The 18,762-nt window shown below is 60.6% G+C and carries 17 protein-coding genes; 7 read left to right on the forward strand and 10 right to left on the reverse strand.

Going from position 1 to position 18,762, the window contains the following annotated elements; all coding sequences use genetic code 11:
- Window positions 1–187: 187 nt before the first annotated feature.
- The 8 genes from pdxJ to lptF all read right to left on the reverse strand — a co-directional run bounded on the left by pdxJ (window position 188) and on the right by lptF (window position 8,593).
- Window positions 188–934, reverse strand: a complete 747-nt coding sequence (pdxJ, locus tag OQK_RS05965; protein ID WP_016771560.1) for a pyridoxine 5'-phosphate synthase — start codon at window positions 932–934, stop codon at window positions 188–190.
- A 39-nt stretch (window positions 935–973) separates the two neighbouring features.
- Complete coding sequence (gene recO, locus OQK_RS05970; protein WP_016771561.1) at window positions 974–1,663, reverse strand: DNA repair protein RecO; 690 nt, start codon at window positions 1,661–1,663, stop codon at window positions 974–976.
- 166 nt (window positions 1,664–1,829) lie between these two features.
- Window positions 1,830–2,732 (reverse strand): GTPase Era, encoded by a 903-nt coding sequence (era, locus tag OQK_RS05975; RefSeq protein WP_016771562.1) that lies wholly within the window; start codon window positions 2,730–2,732, stop codon window positions 1,830–1,832.
- Window positions 2,725–3,414 carry a ribonuclease III gene (gene rnc, locus OQK_RS05980; RefSeq protein ID WP_024011703.1) on the reverse strand — a complete coding sequence of 230 codons (690 nt, stop codon included), beginning with the start codon at window positions 3,412–3,414 and terminating at the stop codon, window positions 2,725–2,727. Before rnc ends, era begins: the two co-directional genes overlap by 8 nt.
- Window positions 3,415–3,583: 169 nt before the next feature.
- Window positions 3,584–4,438: a signal peptidase I gene (gene lepB, locus OQK_RS05985; RefSeq protein ID WP_016771563.1), complete on the reverse strand. Its 855-nt coding sequence runs from the start codon at window positions 4,436–4,438 to the stop codon at window positions 3,584–3,586.
- A 9-nt stretch (window positions 4,439–4,447) separates the two neighbouring features.
- Window positions 4,448–6,244, reverse strand: a complete 1,797-nt coding sequence (gene lepA / locus OQK_RS05990) for a translation elongation factor 4 (RefSeq protein WP_016771564.1) — start codon at window positions 6,242–6,244, stop codon at window positions 4,448–4,450.
- A 173-nt stretch (window positions 6,245–6,417) separates the two neighbouring features.
- Entirely contained in the window at window positions 6,418–7,479 is a 1,062-nt protein-coding gene (gene lptG / locus OQK_RS05995; RefSeq protein WP_016771565.1) for an LPS export ABC transporter permease LptG, read from the reverse strand.
- Window positions 7,472–8,593 carry an LPS export ABC transporter permease LptF gene (lptF, locus tag OQK_RS06000; RefSeq protein WP_016771566.1) on the reverse strand — a complete coding sequence of 374 codons (1,122 nt, stop codon included), beginning with the start codon at window positions 8,591–8,593 and terminating at the stop codon, window positions 7,472–7,474. Before lptF ends, lptG begins: the two co-directional genes overlap by 8 nt.
- Window positions 8,594–8,889: 296 nt before the next feature.
- Between lptF and OQK_RS06005 the strand changes: the two genes are divergently transcribed.
- The 5 genes from OQK_RS06005 to rlmF all read left to right on the forward strand — a co-directional run bounded on the left by OQK_RS06005 (window position 8,890) and on the right by rlmF (window position 15,501).
- Window positions 8,890–10,380 (forward strand): leucyl aminopeptidase, encoded by a 1,491-nt coding sequence (locus OQK_RS06005; RefSeq protein WP_016771567.1) that lies wholly within the window; start codon window positions 8,890–8,892, stop codon window positions 10,378–10,380.
- A 57-nt stretch (window positions 10,381–10,437) separates the two neighbouring features.
- Entirely contained in the window at window positions 10,438–10,866 is a 429-nt protein-coding gene (locus tag OQK_RS06010) for a DNA polymerase III subunit chi (protein ID WP_016771568.1), read from the forward strand.
- A gap of 8 nt (window positions 10,867–10,874) precedes the next feature.
- Window positions 10,875–11,273 carry a hypothetical protein gene (locus OQK_RS06015; RefSeq protein ID WP_016771569.1) on the forward strand — a complete coding sequence of 133 codons (399 nt, stop codon included), beginning with the start codon at window positions 10,875–10,877 and terminating at the stop codon, window positions 11,271–11,273.
- Between the two features lie 128 nt (window positions 11,274–11,401).
- The gene (locus OQK_RS06020; protein WP_016771570.1) at window positions 11,402–14,248 is read left to right on the forward strand and encodes a valine--tRNA ligase; all 2,847 of its coding nucleotides are present in this window, start codon (window positions 11,402–11,404) and stop codon (window positions 14,246–14,248) included.
- Window positions 14,249–14,481: 233 nt separating this feature from the next.
- Window positions 14,482–15,501 carry a 23S rRNA (adenine(1618)-N(6))-methyltransferase RlmF gene (rlmF, locus tag OQK_RS06025; RefSeq protein ID WP_016771571.1) on the forward strand — a complete coding sequence of 340 codons (1,020 nt, stop codon included), beginning with the start codon at window positions 14,482–14,484 and terminating at the stop codon, window positions 15,499–15,501.
- 194 nt (window positions 15,502–15,695) lie between these two features.
- Here the strand turns inward: rlmF and OQK_RS06030 are convergent, their stop codons facing one another.
- Entirely contained in the window at window positions 15,696–15,977 is a 282-nt protein-coding gene (locus tag OQK_RS06030) for an HU family DNA-binding protein (protein WP_003221909.1), read from the reverse strand.
- Between the two features lie 395 nt (window positions 15,978–16,372).
- On the opposite strand from OQK_RS06030, the gene yejK reads away from it, so the two are divergent.
- Both yejK and OQK_RS06040 read left to right on the forward strand, forming a co-directional pair.
- Window positions 16,373–17,377: a nucleoid-associated protein YejK gene (yejK, locus tag OQK_RS06035; protein ID WP_016771572.1), complete on the forward strand. Its 1,005-nt coding sequence runs from the start codon at window positions 16,373–16,375 to the stop codon at window positions 17,375–17,377.
- Window positions 17,377–17,727 (forward strand): glutaredoxin family protein, encoded by a 351-nt coding sequence (locus tag OQK_RS06040; protein ID WP_016771573.1) that lies wholly within the window; start codon window positions 17,377–17,379, stop codon window positions 17,725–17,727. The genes yejK and OQK_RS06040 overlap by 1 nt, the downstream gene beginning before the upstream one ends.
- A gap of 118 nt (window positions 17,728–17,845) precedes the next feature.
- Here OQK_RS06040 and OQK_RS06045 read toward each other — a convergent pair.
- A partial coding sequence (locus tag OQK_RS06045) for a glutathione S-transferase family protein (RefSeq protein ID WP_016771574.1) occupies window positions 17,846–18,762 on the reverse strand: 917 nt, incomplete at its 5' end.

The raw sequence follows: 18,762 nt of genomic DNA on the forward strand, positions 1-18,762 counted from the left end.
CCTGGGTAACCCAGCCGCAGCTTGAAGGCGATCAGGTGGCCGAGGGCAACCTGCATGTGCCGGCGATCGACAAGTCGAAACCGGCGCAAGAGCCCGCCCCTCTCTAAAGCAAAAGATCGCAGCCTTCGGCAGCTCCAGGGTTATGTGTTCACCTGTAGGAGCCGCCGAAGGCTGCGATCTTTTGATCTTAGCCCTTGAGAGCAGCAGCCAGAATCAGCGCTTTCATTTCCGATACGGCAGACTTGAAGCCAACGAACAACGCATGCGCCACCAGCGCGTGGCCGATGTTCAGCTCGTTGATGCCTTTGATCGCAGCCACGGCTTCAACGTTGTGGTAATGCAAGCCGTGACCGGCGTTAACGATCAAGCCTTGGGCCAGACCAAACGCAACGCCATCCGCCACACGCTTCAATTCCTCGGCCACTTCAGTCGGGGTTTCGGCATCGGCGTAACGACCGGTGTGCAGCTCGATAGCCGGCGCACCGACGCGCTTGGAAGCCGCAATCTGCCGCTCGTCAGCATCGATAAACAGCGACACTTCGCTGCCGATCTTCGACAAGCGCTCGACCGCAGCCCTGATGCGCTCCTCCTGCCCCGCTACATCCAGGCCGCCTTCGGTGGTCAGCTCCTGACGGGTTTCCGGGACCAGGCAGATGTGCGCCGGGCGAATACGCTCGGCGAACGCCATCATTTCTTCGGTGACGCCCATTTCGAAGTTCATGCGGGTTTGCAGCACATCCTTGAGCAGCAGCACGTCACGTTCCTGGATGTGACGGCGATCTTCGCGCAGGTGCACGGTGATGCCATCAGCGCCCGCCTCTTCTGCATCCAGCGCCGCTTTCACCGGATCCGGGTAGCGCGTGCCACGGGCCTGACGCAGGGTGGCGACGTGGTCGATGTTCACGCCGAGAAGAATGCGATTGCTGCTGGTCACGGATGCGCTCCTGAATTGAGAGGTTCGGCGCACAGCATATCAGGGCTTGCGAAACAGCTCGCGACTGACAAGCGGACGCCCGCCCAAATGCACCGCCAGGGCCTGGCGCATCAGACGCTTGGCCGCCGACAGCGCACCAGGCGCCGACCAGTCGGCTTCGGCCATGGCCAGCAGTTCAGTGCCGTTGAACAAGCCGGGTTGCAGCAGATACACCCTTTCGAGACCGGCATCGACTTGCAGGCGATAGAGACCGTCAGGTGCCACAGGCTCACCGTGCATATCGGTGTTCATGGAGAAGCCGTAGCCGAGATCATCCAGCAATCGCCATTCGAAGGAGCGCAACAATGGCTCCAGCGGTCGACCTTCGGCCAGCGCCAAGAGGGTCGCGGCATAGTGGTCGAATACGGCGGGATGCGGGTCTTCGGCGGGCAGCAGGCGAATCAACAGTTCGTTGAGATACAGACCGCTGAACAGCGCCTCGCCGTTGAGCCACGCAGAGGTGCCAGAACTCTCCATGCGCCCGACATTCTTCAACTCACCCTTGCCACGGAACTCGACCTCCAGCGCCACGAACGGCCGCGCCAGCGTCCCGGCCTTGCCTCGCGCACTGCGCAACACCGCCCGCAGCCGACCTTGCGGCGTGAGGAAATCGACCAGTGCGCTGGTTTCGCGATAGGCGCGCGAATGCAGGACGTAGGCGGGTTGGGCGGGAGGCGGGTTTTGCGACATTGAGTTCTCGATGAAGAAACGCGGTTTTACATACAACCCAAAACCACTGTGGGAGCGAGCCTGCTCGCGAAAGCGGAGTGACAGTCAACATCAATGCTGAATGTTACATCCTCTTCGCGAGCAGGCTCGCTCCCACAGTGAGTAGCGGTGTTTTCGAGATCGCTACTTACAGGTCGCCATAACCCAGCGAACGCAGCGCGCGCTCGTCATCGGACCAGCCGCCCTTCACCTTGACCCACAGGTTGAGCATGATCTTGGAGTCGAACAGCAGCTCCATGTCCTTGCGCGCTTCGGTGCCGATGCGCTTGATGCGCTCGCCCTTGTCGCCAATGATGATTTTCTTCTGGCCGTCACGCTCGACGAGAATCAGCGCGTGGATGTGCAAGGTCTTGCCCTGCTGCTTGAATTCTTCGATTTCAACCGTGATCTGGTACGGCAGCTCGGCGCCCATCTGGCGCATGATTTTCTCGCGCACCAGTTCGGCGGCAAGGAAACGGCTGCTGCGGTCGGTGATCTGGTCTTCCGGGAAGAAGTGATCATTCTCCGGCAAGTGATCGGCGATGACCTTTTCCAGCGCTTCGAGGTTGTGCCCGTGCTGCGCGGAAATCGGGATGATCTGCGCGTTTGGCAGCTGTTCCTGCAACCAGCTCAGGTGCGGCATCAGCTCGGCTTTGTCTTCGATGCGATCAGTCTTGTTCAGCGCGACGATCAGCGGGCCGGTCACATACTGCACACGCTCGAGCACCATCTGGTCTTCGTCGGTCCACTTGGTGCGGTCGACGACGAAGATCACCACATCGACGTCTTTCAACGCCGCCGAAGCGGTTTTGTTCATGTAGCGGTTCAGGGCCTTTTCGCCCCCCTTGTGCATGCCAGGGGTGTCGACGTAGATCGCCTGCACGTCGCCCTCGGTCTTGATCCCGAGCATGTTGTGGCGGGTGGTCTGCGGTTTGCGCGAAGTGATCGCGAGCTTCTGCCCGAGGATGTGGTTGAGCAGCGTCGACTTGCCGACGTTGGGACGGCCGACGATGGCAACGTAGCCACAGCGAGTTGCGTTTGTATCAGTCATTGCCATTCTCCACGCCCAGGGCAATCAGTGCTGCGGCGGCCGCTACCTGTTCGGCAATACGACGGCTCACACCCTGACCTCGGCTTTTTTCATTCAGTAAGACCACTTCGCACTCGACGAAGAAGGTTCGGCAGTGCGGTTCGCCCTGGATATCCACCACTTCGTAGCGTGGCAGTTCGCAACCGCGCGATTGCAGGTGTTCCTGCAAGCGGGTTTTCGGATCCTTGTTGGTGTCGACCAGCGTCAGCCCTTCGAATTCGCCGGCCAGCCAGGCCAGCACGCGCTCGCGGGCGACGTCCATGCCGGCATCGAGGTAGATCGCACCGATCAGAGCTTCGAGGGCATCGGCCAGAATCGATTCACGGCGGAAACCACCGCTCTTCAGTTCACCCGAACCCAGGCGCAGATAATCGCCGAGGTCGAAACCGCGAGCCAGTACGGCCAGGGTCTCACCTTTTACCAGCCGTGCGCGCAAACGCGACAACTGGCCTTCGCGGGCCAGCGGGAAGCGATCGAACAGCGCCTCGCCAGCGACGAAGTTGAGGATGGCATCACCGAGGAACTCCAGACGCTCGTTGTTGCGCCCGGCAAAACTGCGGTGCGTGAGGGCCAGCAGCATCAGCTCCTGATCCTTGAAGGTGTAACCGAGCTGGCGCTCGAGACGGCTTAGAGAAACGCTCACGGTTTACCCACGCTGAGTTCGTGGCTGGTTTCCACTGCCATCGCCGGGGTACGGCGCAGGCCTGGGACAATTAACGCTGTGTTCAAAAAATAAATCCTGGCGATTGCGAAGCCGATTGTGCCGGCTCCAGAAATGCATTCGGCGCTGTGGTCAACAGCGCCGTGTTTGATTACTTGATCAGGCCAACCCGCGAGAAATTCGGCAGGTGGCTGAGTTTCGGCTCCGGCCAGCTCATCCAGACCGCGAAGGCCTTGCCGACAATATTCTTGTCGGGAACCATGCCCAGCAGATCCTTGGGAATGTTCGGATCATCCCAGTAGCGGCTGTCGTTCGAATTGTCGCGGTTGTCGCCCATCATGAAGTAGTGCCCGGCAGGCACTGTCCACGAACGATCCGGGGTAGCGCGGTAGCGGCTCATTTCCTTGCGGATCAGGTGCTCGGCTGCGCCGAGTTTTTCCTGGTAGAGCTCCGCGCTGCCCAGCGATCCCGCCTCGGCGCCGACCATCTTCTCGGCAATCGATTCGCCGTTGACGAACAGACGCTTGTCGGCGGTGTAACGCACCGTGTCACCCGGCAGGCCGACCACACGCTTGATGTAGTTGACGTTCGGGTCGCTCGGGTAGCGGAACACCATCACATCACCGCGCTGCGGGTCACCGACTTCGATGATCTTCTTGTCGATCACCGGCAGACGGATGCCGTAGGAAAACTTGTTCACCAGAATGAAGTCGCCGACATCCAGGGTCGGTTTCATCGAGCCGGACGGAATCTGGAACGGCTCCACCAGGAACGAACGCAGCACCAGCACGATGAACAGCACCGGAAAGAACGACTTGCCGTATTCAACCAGCAGCGGCTCTTTGTTCAGCTTCTCGACCACCACAGGCTCGGGCTGGCTGACACTGCCTTGATAAGAGGCAATGGCAGCACGCCGACGCGGTGCCAGGAACAGCAGATCAAGCAACGCCAACAGGCCGCAGACGAACACGGCGATGACCAGCAACAGCGGGAAATTTAGCGACATAGGACCTGATTATTCCAACCTGAGCACGGCGAGGAAGGCTTCCTGTGGAATTTCCACGTTGCCGACCTGTTTCATGCGTTTCTTACCGGCCTTCTGCTTCTCGAGCAGTTTCTTCTTACGACTGACGTCACCGCCGTAGCATTTGGCCAATACGTTCTTTCTGAGCGCCTTGACGGTTGTCCGCGCCACGATCTGACCACCGATGGCGGCCTGGATCGCCACGTCGAACATCTGACGAGGAATCAGTTCTTTCATCTTCTCGGTCAACTGGCGACCTTTGAAGTGCGAATTGTCACGGTGCACGATCAATGCCAGGGCATCGACCTTGTCGCCGTTGATCAGCACGTCCAGTTTCACCAGATTAGCCGATTGGTAACGATCGAAATGGTAGTCCAGCGAAGCATAGCCGCGGCTGGTGGATTTGAGACGGTCGAAGAAGTCCAGGACCACTTCGTTCATCGGCAGGTCGTAGGTCACTTGCACCTGATTGCCGAGGAACAGCATGTCGACCTGAACACCGCGTTTCTCGATGCACAGGGTGATCACGTTGCCCAGGTGTTCCTGCGGTACGAGGATATTGGCGCGCACGATTGGCTCGCGCATGTCCTCGATCGCCGACACGTCCGGAAGCTTCGACGGGTTGTCGACGTAAATCGTTTCACCGGTTTTCAGCACCAGCTCGAAAATTACCGTCGGCGCGGTGGTGATCAGGTCCAGGTCGTACTCGCGCTCGAGGCGCTCCTGGATGATCTCCATGTGCAGCATGCCGAGGAAGCCGCAACGGAAGCCGAAGCCCAGGGCGTCGGAGCTTTCCGGGGTGTACTGCAGCGACGAGTCGTTCAGGGTCAGCTTCTGCAGCGCTTCGCGGAAATCCTCGAAGTCGTCGGAACTGACCGGGAACAGACCGGCGTAAACCTGTGGCTGAATGCGTTTGAAGCCCGGCAGCACCGGAACGTCCGGCGTGGAGCTCAGGGTCAGGGTGTCACCGACCGGCGCACCGTGAATGTCCTTGATGCTGGCGATGATGAAGCCCACTTCGCCGGCCTTCAGATCAACGGTGGCGGTGTGTTTAGGGTTGAACACGCCGACGCTGTCGACCAGGTGCACCTTGCCGGTGGACTTGACCAGAATCTTGTCGCCCTTCTTCACACGGCCGTGGCGCACGCGTACCAGGGAAACAACGCCCAGGTAGTTGTCGAACCAGGAGTCGATGATCAACGCTTGCAGCGGATCTTCGATATTGCCGGTCGGCGCAGGGATGGTGTGCACCAGACGCTCGAGCACTTCGTCGACACCCAGGCCGGTCTTGGCGCTGCAGGTGACGGCGTCGGTGGCGTCGATGCCGATGATCTTCTCGATCTCGTCCTTGACGCGATCCGGCTCGGCCTGGGGCAGGTCGATCTTGTTCAGAACCGGCATGACCTCCAGGCCCTGCTCGATGGCGGTGTAGCAGTTGGCCACGGACTGGGCTTCGACGCCCTGCCCCGCATCGACCACCAGCAAGGCACCTTCGCACGCGGCCAGGGAACGGCTGACTTCGTAGGTGAAGTCGACGTGGCCCGGGGTGTCAATGAAGTTCAGCTGGTAGGTGATGCCATCTTTGGCTTTGTAATAGAGGGTAACGCTGTGGGCCTTGATGGTGATCCCGCGTTCACGCTCAAGATCCATGGAATCCAGTACCTGGGCTTCCATTTCACGCTCGGCCAGGCCGCCGCACATCTGGATGAAACGGTCAGCCAGCGTCGACTTGCCATGGTCAATGTGGGCGATGATGGAGAAATTGCGGATATGACTCAAATCACTCACGGATCAACACTCAAAAAGGCTGCAGGCTTGGCCCGCCGAAAAATAGCCGGGAATTGTACCTGATACACGGAGCAAGCGTCACGTTCGCCTGTCACCCGGATCGCATGCAAAAACGCCCCGGTCTGGCGACCGAGGCGTTTTCAGGGTTCAAGCGCTCAATGAAAGCTTGTTCATCAGCCCGCTCGCCTGAGCAGCCAGACACCCGCCAGCGCACACACGCCGGCCGGCACCAGCACCGCAAACAGCGGCGAGAAACCGAACACCAGACTCGATGGCCCCAGCAGATCCTGGACGATGCGGAAGGTGAAGCCCACCAGCACACCGGTGAAGACCCGCTGACCAAGGGTCACCGAACGCAGCGGGCCGAAGATGAACGAGATCGCCATCAGCACCAGCGCGGCGGTCACCAGCGGCTGCAACACCTTGACCCAAAATGCCAGCCAGTAGCGGCCATTGCTCAGGCCCTGCTCAGCCAGATAGTGGATGTAGCCCCACAGACCGCTGATCGACAGCGATTCCGGCGCCATGACCACGGTGCTGAGCAGTTGCGGGCTCAACGCCACGTCCCACTCCTCGCTCGGGGCATTGACGACCTCGGTGCTGCGCTCGTGGAACAGCGTGGTGGCAACGTCGGTGAGCTGCCACTTGCTGCCGTCAAACTCGGCCTTTTTGGCGAAGCTGGAGCTGAGCAGATGGCGTTCCTTGTCGAAGTGATAGCGCGTCACGCCGTACAACAGACCGTTCGGTTGAACGGCGTTGATGTGGATGAATTCTTCACCCTGACGGTGCCACATACCGTGCTTGGCGCTTTGCGCATCGCCGCTGCCCTGGGCCAGCGAGCGATTGGCCTGGGCCATGCTTTCGGTAGCCGGGGCGACGTATTCGCCAATCAGCACGCCGGCGAGCATCAGCACCAGCATCGGTTTCATGACGGCCCAGACGATACGGCCGATCGACACGCCAGCAGCGCGCATGACTGTCAGCTCACTGCTGCTGGCCAGACTGCCGAGACCGATCAGGCACCCGATCAATGCGGCCATCGGCAGCATTTCATAGAGCCGGCGCGGTGCGGTGAGCAATACAAAACCGAGCACGTCGACCAGGGTGTAGGTGTCGCTGACGTCGCCCATTTCATCGATGAAGGCAAACAGCGTCGCCAGGCCGAGGATGATCGCCAGCACGGCGATGATCGCCATGAACACGCTGCTGCCGATATAGCGGTCGAGTTTAACCACGGGCCACCTCCAGCGCAGCACTGCGACGGCTGGCCAGCTTCAGGCGCAGCGGCTCCCAATAAAGCAGGCCGAGGCCGATCACCAGGAAGATCGCGTGTACCCACCACAGGCCGAGGGCTGGCGGAATCTTGCCTTTTTCAAGGGCGCCGCGAGCGGCAATCAGGATGGTCAGATAAGCCATATAAAGAAGAATCGCCGGCAGCAGCTTGAGAAAACGCCCCTGACGCGGATTCACCCGCGACAGCGGCACCGCCATCAGGGTCACGATGAACACCAGCAATGGCAGCGACATGCGCCATTGCAGCTCGGTTTTCGAACGGATGTCATCACTGCCCCACAGGGACGAGGTCGGCATCGCATCGCGATCGGTGACTTCTTCGCTGACGTCCGGCTTGGGCAGCAGCACGCCGTAGGTTTCGTAATGAATGGCGCGGTAATCGGCCTGCCCGGGGCTGCCGTCATAGCGGTAACCGTTGTCGAGAATCAGGTAACGATTGCCGTCGGGGCGGATTTCCTGACGGCCCGACTCGGCCACCAGTACGGAAATCCCGCGATCCTTCTTATCGGCGCCGAGGTTCTTCTGCGAAATGAACACGCTACCGAGATTGACGCGGTCGTCGCTCAGGGTTTCGGTGTAAGTCACTCGAGTACCGTCACGCAAGGCCTGGAAGCGGCCCGGTTCGAGGGTATCGAACTCGGTCAGCGCGTCCTGCTTGTTCAGCAGCAGCTGAAACTGGTTGGCGCCCTGCGGAGCAAGGCCGAGGCTCAGCCACGCCACCACCAGTGCCACCAGCGTTGCCGGAAACAGGGTCATGCGAAACAGCTTCTGCTGGCTCATGCCGGTGGCCGAGAGCACGGTCATTTCGCTTTCGAGGTACAGCCGACCGTAGGCCAGCAGGATCCCGAGGAACAGGCCCAGCGGCAGAATCAGTTGCAGGAAACCCGGCAGACGAAAGCCCATGATCAGGAACAGCGAGCCCGGATCGAGCTGACCGGCCGCAGCCTGCGCCAGGTATTTGATGAAGCGACCGCTCATGATGATGACCAGTAGCACGGCACTTACGGCGCTGAGGGTCAACAGGACTTCGCGGGACAGATAACGGAAGACGATCAAACCAGACACTCCAGGGTTGTCAGGCTAAGGCGGCCAAACAAGCAAACACATCGACCGGCCCGCCATGCAGAGCGGTCGAAAAAAGATGCGGCATTATCCTGTGATTGGGTGCGCCTGTCACTGCGCACACTCATCCATCTCTGTAATCCTTTGCTGAGGGTTGTCAGGCGCGGGGAGCGAGGTTCAAACTGCGGCCCTTGTCGCAGGCTTTGGCCTGCGCCTCTTCTATCTATAAGCAGGCGACTGCGGACAACGTCGAGCGCCTGCGTGTTGACCATTCATTCAGGGATCCGGACATGGAACTGGTTGTAAAAAGCGTTAGCCCAGAAACGTTGAAAACCGCCACCCTGGTGGTTGCCGTCGGCGAAGGCCGCAAACTCGGTGTCGCCGCCAGACTGGTCGACGAGTCGAGCGGTGGCGCGATCAGCGCCGTGCTCAAGCGTGGCGACCTGGCCGGCAAGGTCGGTCAGAGCCTGCTGCTGCACAGCCTGCCGAACCTGAAAGCCGAGCGCGTGTTGCTGGTCGGCGTGGGCAAGGACGAAGAACTGGGCGACCGGCCATTCCGCAAAATCGTTGCCGGCATCCTCAACACCCTCAAAGGCCTGGGCGGCGGTGACGCCGTGCTGGCGCTGGATGAAGTCATCGTCAAAGGTCGCGACAGCTACGGCAAGACTCGCCTGCTGGCAGAAACCCTGGTCGACGGCGGCTACACCTTCGACCAGTTCAAGAGCCAGAAAGCCGAACCGCGCGCCCTGAAGAAAATCACCCTGCTGACCATCAAGGCTGCGCAAGCCGAAGTGCAGCGTGCCGTGAACCACGCCACCGCCATCGCCAACGGCATGGCGTTCACCCGCGATCTGGGCAACCTGCCACCGAACATCTGCCACCCGACCTTCATGGGCGAACAAGCCAAGAATCTGGGCAAAGAGTTCAAGGATCTGAAAGTCGAAGTGCTCGACGAGAAGAAGATCAAATCCCTCGGCATGGGCTCGTTCTACGCTGTGGGCCAGGGCAGCGCCCAGCCGCCGCGCCTGATCGTCATGCAATACAACGGCGGCAAGAAATCCGAGAAGCCATACGCGCTGGTCGGCAAGGGCATCACCTTCGACACCGGCGGCATCAGCCTGAAGCCGGGCGCCGGCATGGACGAGATGAAATACGACATGGGCGGCGCTGCCTCCGTGTTCGGTACCTTGCGTGCTGTGCTTGAGCTGAAACTGCCGATCAATCTGGTGTGCATCCTCGCCTGCGCCGAAAACATGCCGAGCGGCAACGCGTCGCGCCCGGGCGATATCGTCACCACCATGAGCGGCCAGACCGTGGAAATCCTCAACACCGACGCCGAAGGCCGTCTGGTGCTGTGCGATGCGCTGACCTACGCCGAGCGCTTCAAGCCACAAGCGGTGATCGACATCGCCACCCTGACCGGCGCTTGCGTGGTGGCCCTGGGCGCACACACGTCCGGCCTGCTGGGCAACAACGACGAACTGATCGAGCAATTGCTCAGCGCCGGCAAGGCTGCCGACGACCGCGCCTGGCAACTGCCGCTGTTTGATGAGTATCAAGAGCAGCTGGACAGCCCGTTCGCCGACATCGCCAACATTGGCGGGCCGAAGGCCGGCACCATCACTGCCGCCTGCTTCCTGTCGCGCTTCACCAAGAACCTCAACTGGGCGCACCTGGACATCGCCGGCACGGCATGGACCAGCGGCGGCAAGGACAAGGGCGCCACTGGCCGTCCGGTTCCACTGCTGACCCAGTACCTACTGGATCGCGCCAAGGCCTGAAACCGCTGAAAGGTGGCGTCACTCTCGGGTGACGCCGCTTGCCGCTCTGGAACCGCAATGACCAAAGTCGACTTCTATATCCTGCCCAGCGCCGATCCTTCAGCGCGCCTGGATTTCGCCTGCAAGCTCACCGAGAAAGCCTGGCGCATGGGCCACCGCATCTACCTGCATTGCAGCGATGCGGCCCAGCGCGACGATCTCGATGCGCGTCTGTGGGCATTCAAGGGCGAAAGTTTCGTGCCCCACGGCCCGGCCGACAGCGAACCGGACGGTTTGATCGTGCTGGGACTCGGGCAAGACTGCGGTGAGCATCAGGATCTGCTGGTCAATCTCGACCTGAAAGTCCCGGCCTTCGCCAGCAAATTCGCCCGCGTGGCGGAAGTGGTGGTGGAAGATCCGACCATCCGCGCAGCGGCGCGGGAGAGTTTCCGTTTCTACCGCGAACAGGGCTATTCTCTGCAAGACCACCGTTTACAGCGACTCTGAGCACTCCAATGGACACTCCGAAACCGCAACAGAAGTCCGCACATCTGCTGGACGATCTTGAATCGATCCGCCAGTTGCTCGGCGATGACAACCTGCAACCGCCGCTCTTGACCGATACGGTCGATGACGGCGAACAGGAACAGATTCCGATGCTGTTCGATTCCGTCGGCAATCCGCCGGCGGCCGTCGAGCCGCCACCAGCGCCGCCGGCTGCCCCGGCTGCCGCACCGGTCGATAAAGGCCCGGACGCCTTGCTGCACCTGGACAGCGAACTGCGCGCCGCCGCGCAATTGATCATGCAAGACGTGATCGACGACTTCGCCCCGCACATCGAAACCGAAATCAAACGTCGCCTCGATGCGCGGATGGAGCGGCTGCTCGCCGCAGCTGCAAGCGGCAAGCTTTAAGCTGCAAGCCAAAGCCAAAGCAAATCCGCCGCGCTCCTCTTGAAGCTTGCAGCTTGTGGCTTGTGGCTGCCCCCACGGCTATACTTCCCGGCTTTTCCTGAATAAATGCCAATAGGGTCCCGCCGCGCATGGATAAGACCTACCAGCCGCACGCCATTGAAACTTCCTGGTACAAGACCTGGGAGTCCGAGAACTACTTCGCCCCGCAAGGCGCGGGCGAGTCCTACACCATCATGATCCCGCCGCCGAACGTCACCGGCAGCCTGCACATGGGTCACGGCTTCAACAACGCGATCATGGACGCGTTGATCCGTTTCCGCCGCATGCAGGGTCGCGACACCCTGTGGCAGCCGGGCACCGACCACGCCGGTATCGCCACGCAGATGCTGGTGGAGCGCCAACTCGAAGCCCAGGGCCAGAATCGTCACGATCTGGGCCGGGAAAAATTCCTCGAGAAAGTCTGGGAGTGGAAAGATCAGTCCGGTGGCAACATCAGCCGGCAGATCCGCCGCCTCGGCTCGTCCGTCGACTGGAGCCGCGAGCGCTTCACCATGGACGACGGCCTCTCGGAAGCGGTCAAGGAAGCCTTCGTGCGCCTGCATGAAGACGGCCTGATCTACCGCGGCAAGCGTCTGGTCAACTGGGACACCAAACTGCACACGGCGATTTCCGACCTCGAAGTGGAAAACCACGAAGAGAAAGGTTTCCTGTGGAACCTGAAATACCCATTGGCCGATGGCGTTAAAACCGCCGAGGGCAATGACTTCCTGATCGTCGCCACCACCCGTCCGGAAACCATGCTCGGCGACTCCGCCGTCGCGGTTAACCCGAACGACGAACGCTACAAAGCACTGATCGGCAAATTCGTCGAGCTGCCACTGGTTGGCCGGCGCATCCCGATCATCGCCGACGATTATTGCGACCCTGAATTCGGCACCGGCTGCGTGAAAATCACCCCGGCCCACGATTTCAACGACTACGAAGTCGGCAAGCGCCACAACCTGCCGCTGCTGAACATCTTCGACAAGAACGCCAACGTGCTGCCTGCCGCTCAGGTGTTCAACCTCGACGGCACGCTGAACGAGAGCATCGACGGCAAGATTCCGGCGGAGTTCGCCGGGCTGGAGCGTTTCGAGGCGCGCAAGCAGATCGTTGCCGCTTTCGACGCTGCCGGCCTGCTGGTGAGTGTCAACGATCACAACCTGAAAACGCCGAAAGGCGATCGCTCCGGCACGGTCATCGAGCCGTGGCTGACCGATCAGTGGTACGTATCGACCAAGCCTCTGGCCGAGCCGGCGATTGCTGCCGTTGAAGACGGTCGCATCCAGTTCGTGCCCAAGCAGTACGAAAACATGTACTTCTCGTGGATGCGCGACATCCAGGACTGGTGCATCAGCCGTCAGCTGTGGTGGGGCCACCGGATTCCGGCCTGGTACGACGAGTCGGGCAAGGTCTACGTCGGTCGCGACGAAGCCGAAGTGCGTGCCAAGCACAACCTCGGCCCGGACGTTGCGCTGCAACAGGACAACGACGTACTCGACACCTGGTTCAGCTCCGGCCTGTGGACATTCTCCACGCTGGGCTGGCCTGAGCAGACCGAGTTCCTGAAGAAATTCCACTCCACCGACGTGCTGGTCACCGGTTTCGACATCATTTTCTTCTGGGTTGCCCGGATGATCATGATGACCATGCACCTGATGAAGAACGAAGACGGCACGCCGCAGGTTCCGTTCAAGACTGTGTACGTACACGGTCTGGTGCGCGACGGCCAGGGCCAGAAGATGTCCAAGTCCAAGGGCAACGTCCTTGACCCGCTGGACATCATCGACGGCATCGACCTGGAAACCCTGGTGCAGAAGCGCACTTCGGGCCTGATGCAACCGAAACTGGCGAAGAAGATCGAGAAAGCCACCCGCGAAGAATTCGCCAATGGCATCGAAAGCTACGGCACCGACGCCCTGCGCTTTACCTTCTGCTCGCTGGCCTCGACCGGTCGCGACATCAAGTTCGACATGGGTCGCGTCGAAGGCTATCGCAACTTCTGCAACAAGATCTGGAACGCCGCGCGTTACGTTCTGGACAAGGGCGAAGATTGCGGCCAGAACGGCGAAGCCTACGAGCTGTCGTTGGCTGATCGCTGGATCATCTCGCAGCTGCAACGCACCGAAGCCGAAGTGACCCGCCAACTGGATCAGTTCCGTTTCGACCTCGCCGCACAAGCGCTGTACGAGTTCATCTGGAACCAGTACTGCGACTGGTATCTGGAACTGTCCAAGCCTGTGCTGTGGGACGAGAACGCGCCGGTCGAACGTCAGCGCGGCACTCGCCGGACGCTGGTGCGCGTGCTGGAAGTGGCGCTGCGTCTGGCGCATCCGTTCATGCCGTTCATCACTGAAGAAATCTGGCAGCGCATCGCGCCGCTGGCCGGCATTCAGGGCAAAACGATCATGCTGCAGCCTTGGCCGGTGGCCAACGAGGAGCGCATCGATCCGGCGGCGGAAAACGACATCGAATGGCTCAAGGAACTGATGCTCGGCACGCGCAACATTCGTGGCGAGATGAACATCGGCCCGGGCAAGCCACTGCCGATCTTCCTGAAGAACGTCAGCGCTGAAGACCAGCGCCGCCTGAGCGAGAACGAAGCGCTGCTGAAGAAGCTGGCGCGCCTGGAATCGATCACCGTACTCGCCGCTGGCGAAGAAGCACCGCTGTCCGCCACCGCACTGGTCGGCGAAATGGAAGTGTTGGTGCCAATGGCCGGTCTGATCGACAAGGGCGCGGAACTGGCGCGTCTGGACAAGGAAATCCTGCGTCTGCAGGGCGAAGTCCAGCGCGTTGGCGGCAAGCTTTCCAACGCAGGATTCGTCGACAAGGCCCCGGCCGAAGTCATCGAGAAGGAACGCGCCAAACTGGCCGAGGCCGAACAGGCCCTGGGCAAACTGGCCGAGCAGCATGCGCGGATTGCCAGTCTGTAACGGCAAACCGCACTGAAAAAGGGAGGCCCAAGTGGCCTCCCTTTTTTATTCCTGCAAAACCTCGAGTCCCCTGTGGGAGCGAGCCTGCTCGCGAAAGCGCTGTATCAGCCGACAAATCTGCCGGATGTGAAACCGCCTTCGCGAGCGGGCTCGCTTCCACAGTTTGAACGGTGTTGCCTTCAGATGTGGGACAATGCCCGCCACTTTCAGCCATACCCGAATCGACCACGCCCATGACCGCCCCCCGCACACCCAAACCTGCGCGCAAGAAGCCTGACGCCGCGTCCCCGAGCAAAGCCGTCGAGCCGCGCGAGAAGGCCAGCCTGCATCCGCGCAATCGCCATCAGGGTCGTTACGACTTTCCGGCACTGATCAAGACCACGCCGGAACTGGCCAAGTACGTGATCACCAACCCGTACGGCAAGGAAAGCATCGACTTCGCCAGCCCGGACGCGGTACGTGTGTTCAATCGGGCGCTGCTCAAGGCGTTCTATGGCATTCAGCATTGGGACATCCCGGCGGACTACCTCTGCCCTCCGGTTCCGGGGCGTGCCGACTATGTGCACTTTCTCGCCGACCTGCTGGCGAGCATGAACGACGGCAAGGTGCCGCGCGGCGCGATCGTCAATGTGCTGGACATCGGCATGGGCGCCAACTGCGTGTATCCGCTGATCGGCAACAGCGAATATCGCTGGCATTTCCTCGGCTCGGAGATCGACCCGACAGCCGTGGCGGCGGCGCGAGCCATCGTTCAGTCCAACGATCTGAGCAAGGTGATCCAACTGCGCCAGCAGGAAAACCGCAAGCACATCCTCATCGGCTTGCTGGAGCCGGGCGAGCGTTTCGACCTGACCATGTGCAACCCGCCGTTCCACGCTTCGATGGAAGAAGCGACCAAGGGCAGCGAGCGCAAGTGGCGCGCCTTGGGCAAGGCCGACCCGAAACGCAAGCTGCCGGTGCTGAACTTCGGCGGGCAATCGGCGGAGCTGTGGTGTGAAGGCGGTGAAGCGCGCTTCGTGACGCAGTTGATTGCCGAGAGCGCGAACTTCCAGCACAAGGTGTTGTGGTTCAGCACACTGGTGTCGAAGGCCTCGAACCTGCCGGCCATTGAAACCGCGCTGAAGAAGGCCGGGGTGCTGGAGAGCCAGGTCGTGGAGATGTCGCAGGGGCAGAAGCAGAGCCGCTTTGTCGCCTGGACCTTCCAGACCAAGTCCGAGCAGCAGATCTGGCGGCGTGAGCGCTGGGTTCGCTAAGACACAGCAGATCCCCCTGTGGGAGCGAGCCTGCTCGCGAAGGCAGCGTGTCAGTCAGCTTCAATATCGACTGACCCACCGCTTTCGCGAGCAGGCTCGCTCCCACATTTGCCCGCGACTTGACCGTCAAATCACAGACACAAAAAAACCGTGCCCCGGATCACTCCGAAGCACGGTTTTTTTATCGCTGCGTCTTACTTGTTCACAGCGTCGGTCAGGCCTTTGGCCACAACCAGCTTGATCACTTTCTTTGCAGGGATTTCGATGGCAGCGCCAGTCGAAGGGTTACGGCCGGTGCGGGCAGGACGCTCGGTCACTTTCAGCTTGCCGATACCTGGCAAGGTGATTTCGCCGCCGTTTTCCAGCTGATCGGCAACGATTTGGCCCAGTTGGTCCAGAGCGTTACGCGCGGTGGTTTTCGGCGCGTCGATAGCTTCAGCGATGTCGGCGATCAGTTGGTCTTTAGTAAGAGCCATGTAGTGTTCCTTCCCTATCAAATTCATATGGATTGCAGAGTGCAGTGTCAGCCATCGAGCCCGATCTTCTGGATCTGGCACCCTCGGCGATAACCACGACGAGTCGGGTTATAGATACCGAAATCAGGGTTTGGTTCGACCTGACAAATGCTGAATGCACGCTTAACGCAGTGACTTCGCGTAAGACCGGGCAAAACTAGCACAGCGACAAGGAAATATCCGCCTCTAGCTACCCATTTGGTCAGCTTTATTGCGCTAAATCGGTAAAAAACCGCTTAAGGCCGGGCGCGCGCCCCGGTTTTGCCCTGCAACCCGCGCCAAAACCAGTGGTTGCGGTACACTGAGCGCTTTTTCGGGGGAGCCTGCCCTCCTCCCTTCCAACAGCCGAGAAGCCCATGCCGATCCGTCATTGCATCGTCCACCTGATCGACAAAAAACCCGACGGCACGCCCGCAGTTCTGCACGCCCGTGACTCTGAACTGGCCGAGTCCGCAGCCATCGAAAACATGCTCGCCGACCTCAATGAAAGCTACAACGCCAAACAGGGCAAAGCCTGGGGCCTGTTCCATCCGGAGTCCGGCGCGTTCCCCTTCAGCGGCTGGCTGAAGGAGTACATGGACGGCGGCCGTGACTTCACGGCGTTCAGTAAAGTGGCGGTCGAGCATCTGCAGAAGCTGATGGAAGAATCCAACCTGTCGGTGGGCGGCCACGTGCTGTTCGCCCACTATCAGCAAGGGATGACCGACTATCTGGCGATCGCCCTGCTGCACCACAGCGAAGGTGTGGCGGTGACCGATGAGCTCGACGTGACGCCTTCGCGCCATCTCGACCTTGGCCAGTTGCATCTGGCAGCGCGGATCAACGTTTCCGAGTGGCAGAACAACAAGCAGTCCAAACAGTACATTTCGTTCATCAAGGGCAAGAATGGCAAGAAGGTCTCGGAGTACTTCCGCGACTTCATCGGCTGCCAGGAAGGCGTCGACGGCCCCGGCGAGACGCGCACACTGCTCAAGGCCTTCAGCGACTTTGTCGAGAGCGAAGACCTGCCGGAAGACTCGGCCCGCGAGAAAACCAAGACTCTGGTCGACTATGCCAGCAGCCAGGCCAAGCTCGGCGAACCGATGGGCCTTGAGGAGCTGTCGGAGCTGATCGACGAAGAACGTCCGAAGGCCTTCTACGACCACATCCGCAACAAGGACTACGGCCTCTCGCCAGAGATCCCGGCAGACAAGCGCACCCTCAATCAATTCCGTCGTTTCACCGGCCGCGCCGAAGGCCTGTCGATCAGCTTCGAAGCGCACCTGCTGGGTTCGAAGATCGAGTACGACGAAGAGAACGGCACCCTGATCATCAAAGGCCTGCCGACTTCGCTGACCGATCAGTTGAAGCGGCGTAACTGATGCTCGGCAATGTGCTGAAAAAAGTCGCCCTGGTATTGCTGGTGGTCGTGGTCTATCAGAACTGGGGCAAGATCGAGCGGGTGTTCAATCCCGCGCAAATGGTCTCGCCGCAGACCCGGGCGCAAGCCAATGTCGTGCTTTATGCCACCGACTGGTGCGGCTACTGCAAACAGACCAAACGCTTTCTCGACAGCAAGGGCATACCGTTCAAGGAGTTCGACATCGAGAAGGATGCCGATGCGCGCCAGGCGTATGAGGCACTGGGTGGGCGCGGGATTCCGCTGATCGATGTGAACGGCACGTTGATTCGCGGATTTGATCCAGACGAAATCCTCGCTGCCCTGAAATAATCAACTGTGGGAGCGAGCCTGCTCGCGAAAGCGCTGCATCAGCCAACAACAATGTTGAATGATCCATCGTCTTCGCGAGCAGGCTCGCTCTCACAGGTTTTGCAGCTGACTGGATAAATCAGCGCGCTTCGATACGGAACCCAAAACGCGGAAAGTGCACATGCACCACGCCGCCACGCTCGTCTTCACGGCGAATGATCAGCTCTTCACTGCCAGCAAACAGCAGCTCGCCCACCACCGGATCAACGCCGTAATCGATAGCGGCAATCGCCACTTGCTGGCCGGCCTTGAAGCCGTTCGGATCGACGAACCGCTCATCCGGCAATGCCGCTGGCGTCGCGTTATGCGCGACCTCCAATGCCTCGGCGGAAGACATCTCGCTCGCTGCGCCATGGCCGAACCCCAACACTCGACCCAGCCACGCCGCCACCGCCGGATATTCATCCACCAGCGGCGCCGTGACGTGGGTCGCCTTGAGGAACCACAGCGGATGCGCCAGGGCGAAGTCGGCAATCGATGGCTCGCCGAAGAGGAAGTCGCCCTGCTCGCGCTGCAACTGTTGCTCCAGCCGCGCCATGATCGTCGGCCACTGATGTTTGGCCTGCTCGGCGGACAGACGCGTGGCGCTGCCACCGCTGAACAAACCGGCGCGGTCGGCCAGAAATGCCTTGATCGCTTCCGGCGGCAATTTGCCGAAACGCACCGCCACCGATTCCGGCTGGAACACCAGGCTCACCGCGTGCTGGAACACCACCGAATCGGCCCACGCCGCAAAACTGGCGCTGGTCATTTCCTGACCCTCGGGGAAGAACGCCGGCAGGGCTTTTTCCTGTTCCAGGCGTCGAGCGATCAGTGCGGTGTCGCAATAGATGTCAGCACCGATCTGCAACACTGGAGTCTTGCGGTAGCCACCGGTCAATGCCGTCAGATCCGGCTTTGGCATCACCGGGGAAATGTGCACCGAACGCCAGGACAGGCCTTTGAAGCCCAGCAGCAGGCGGGCCTTTTCGGCAAATGGAGAGGTCGGGTAATGGT

The organism is Pseudomonas sp. R62, assembly GCF_000257605.1.
In the GTDB taxonomy this organism is placed as follows: Bacteria; Pseudomonadota; Gammaproteobacteria; order Pseudomonadales; family Pseudomonadaceae; genus Aquipseudomonas; species Aquipseudomonas atacamensis.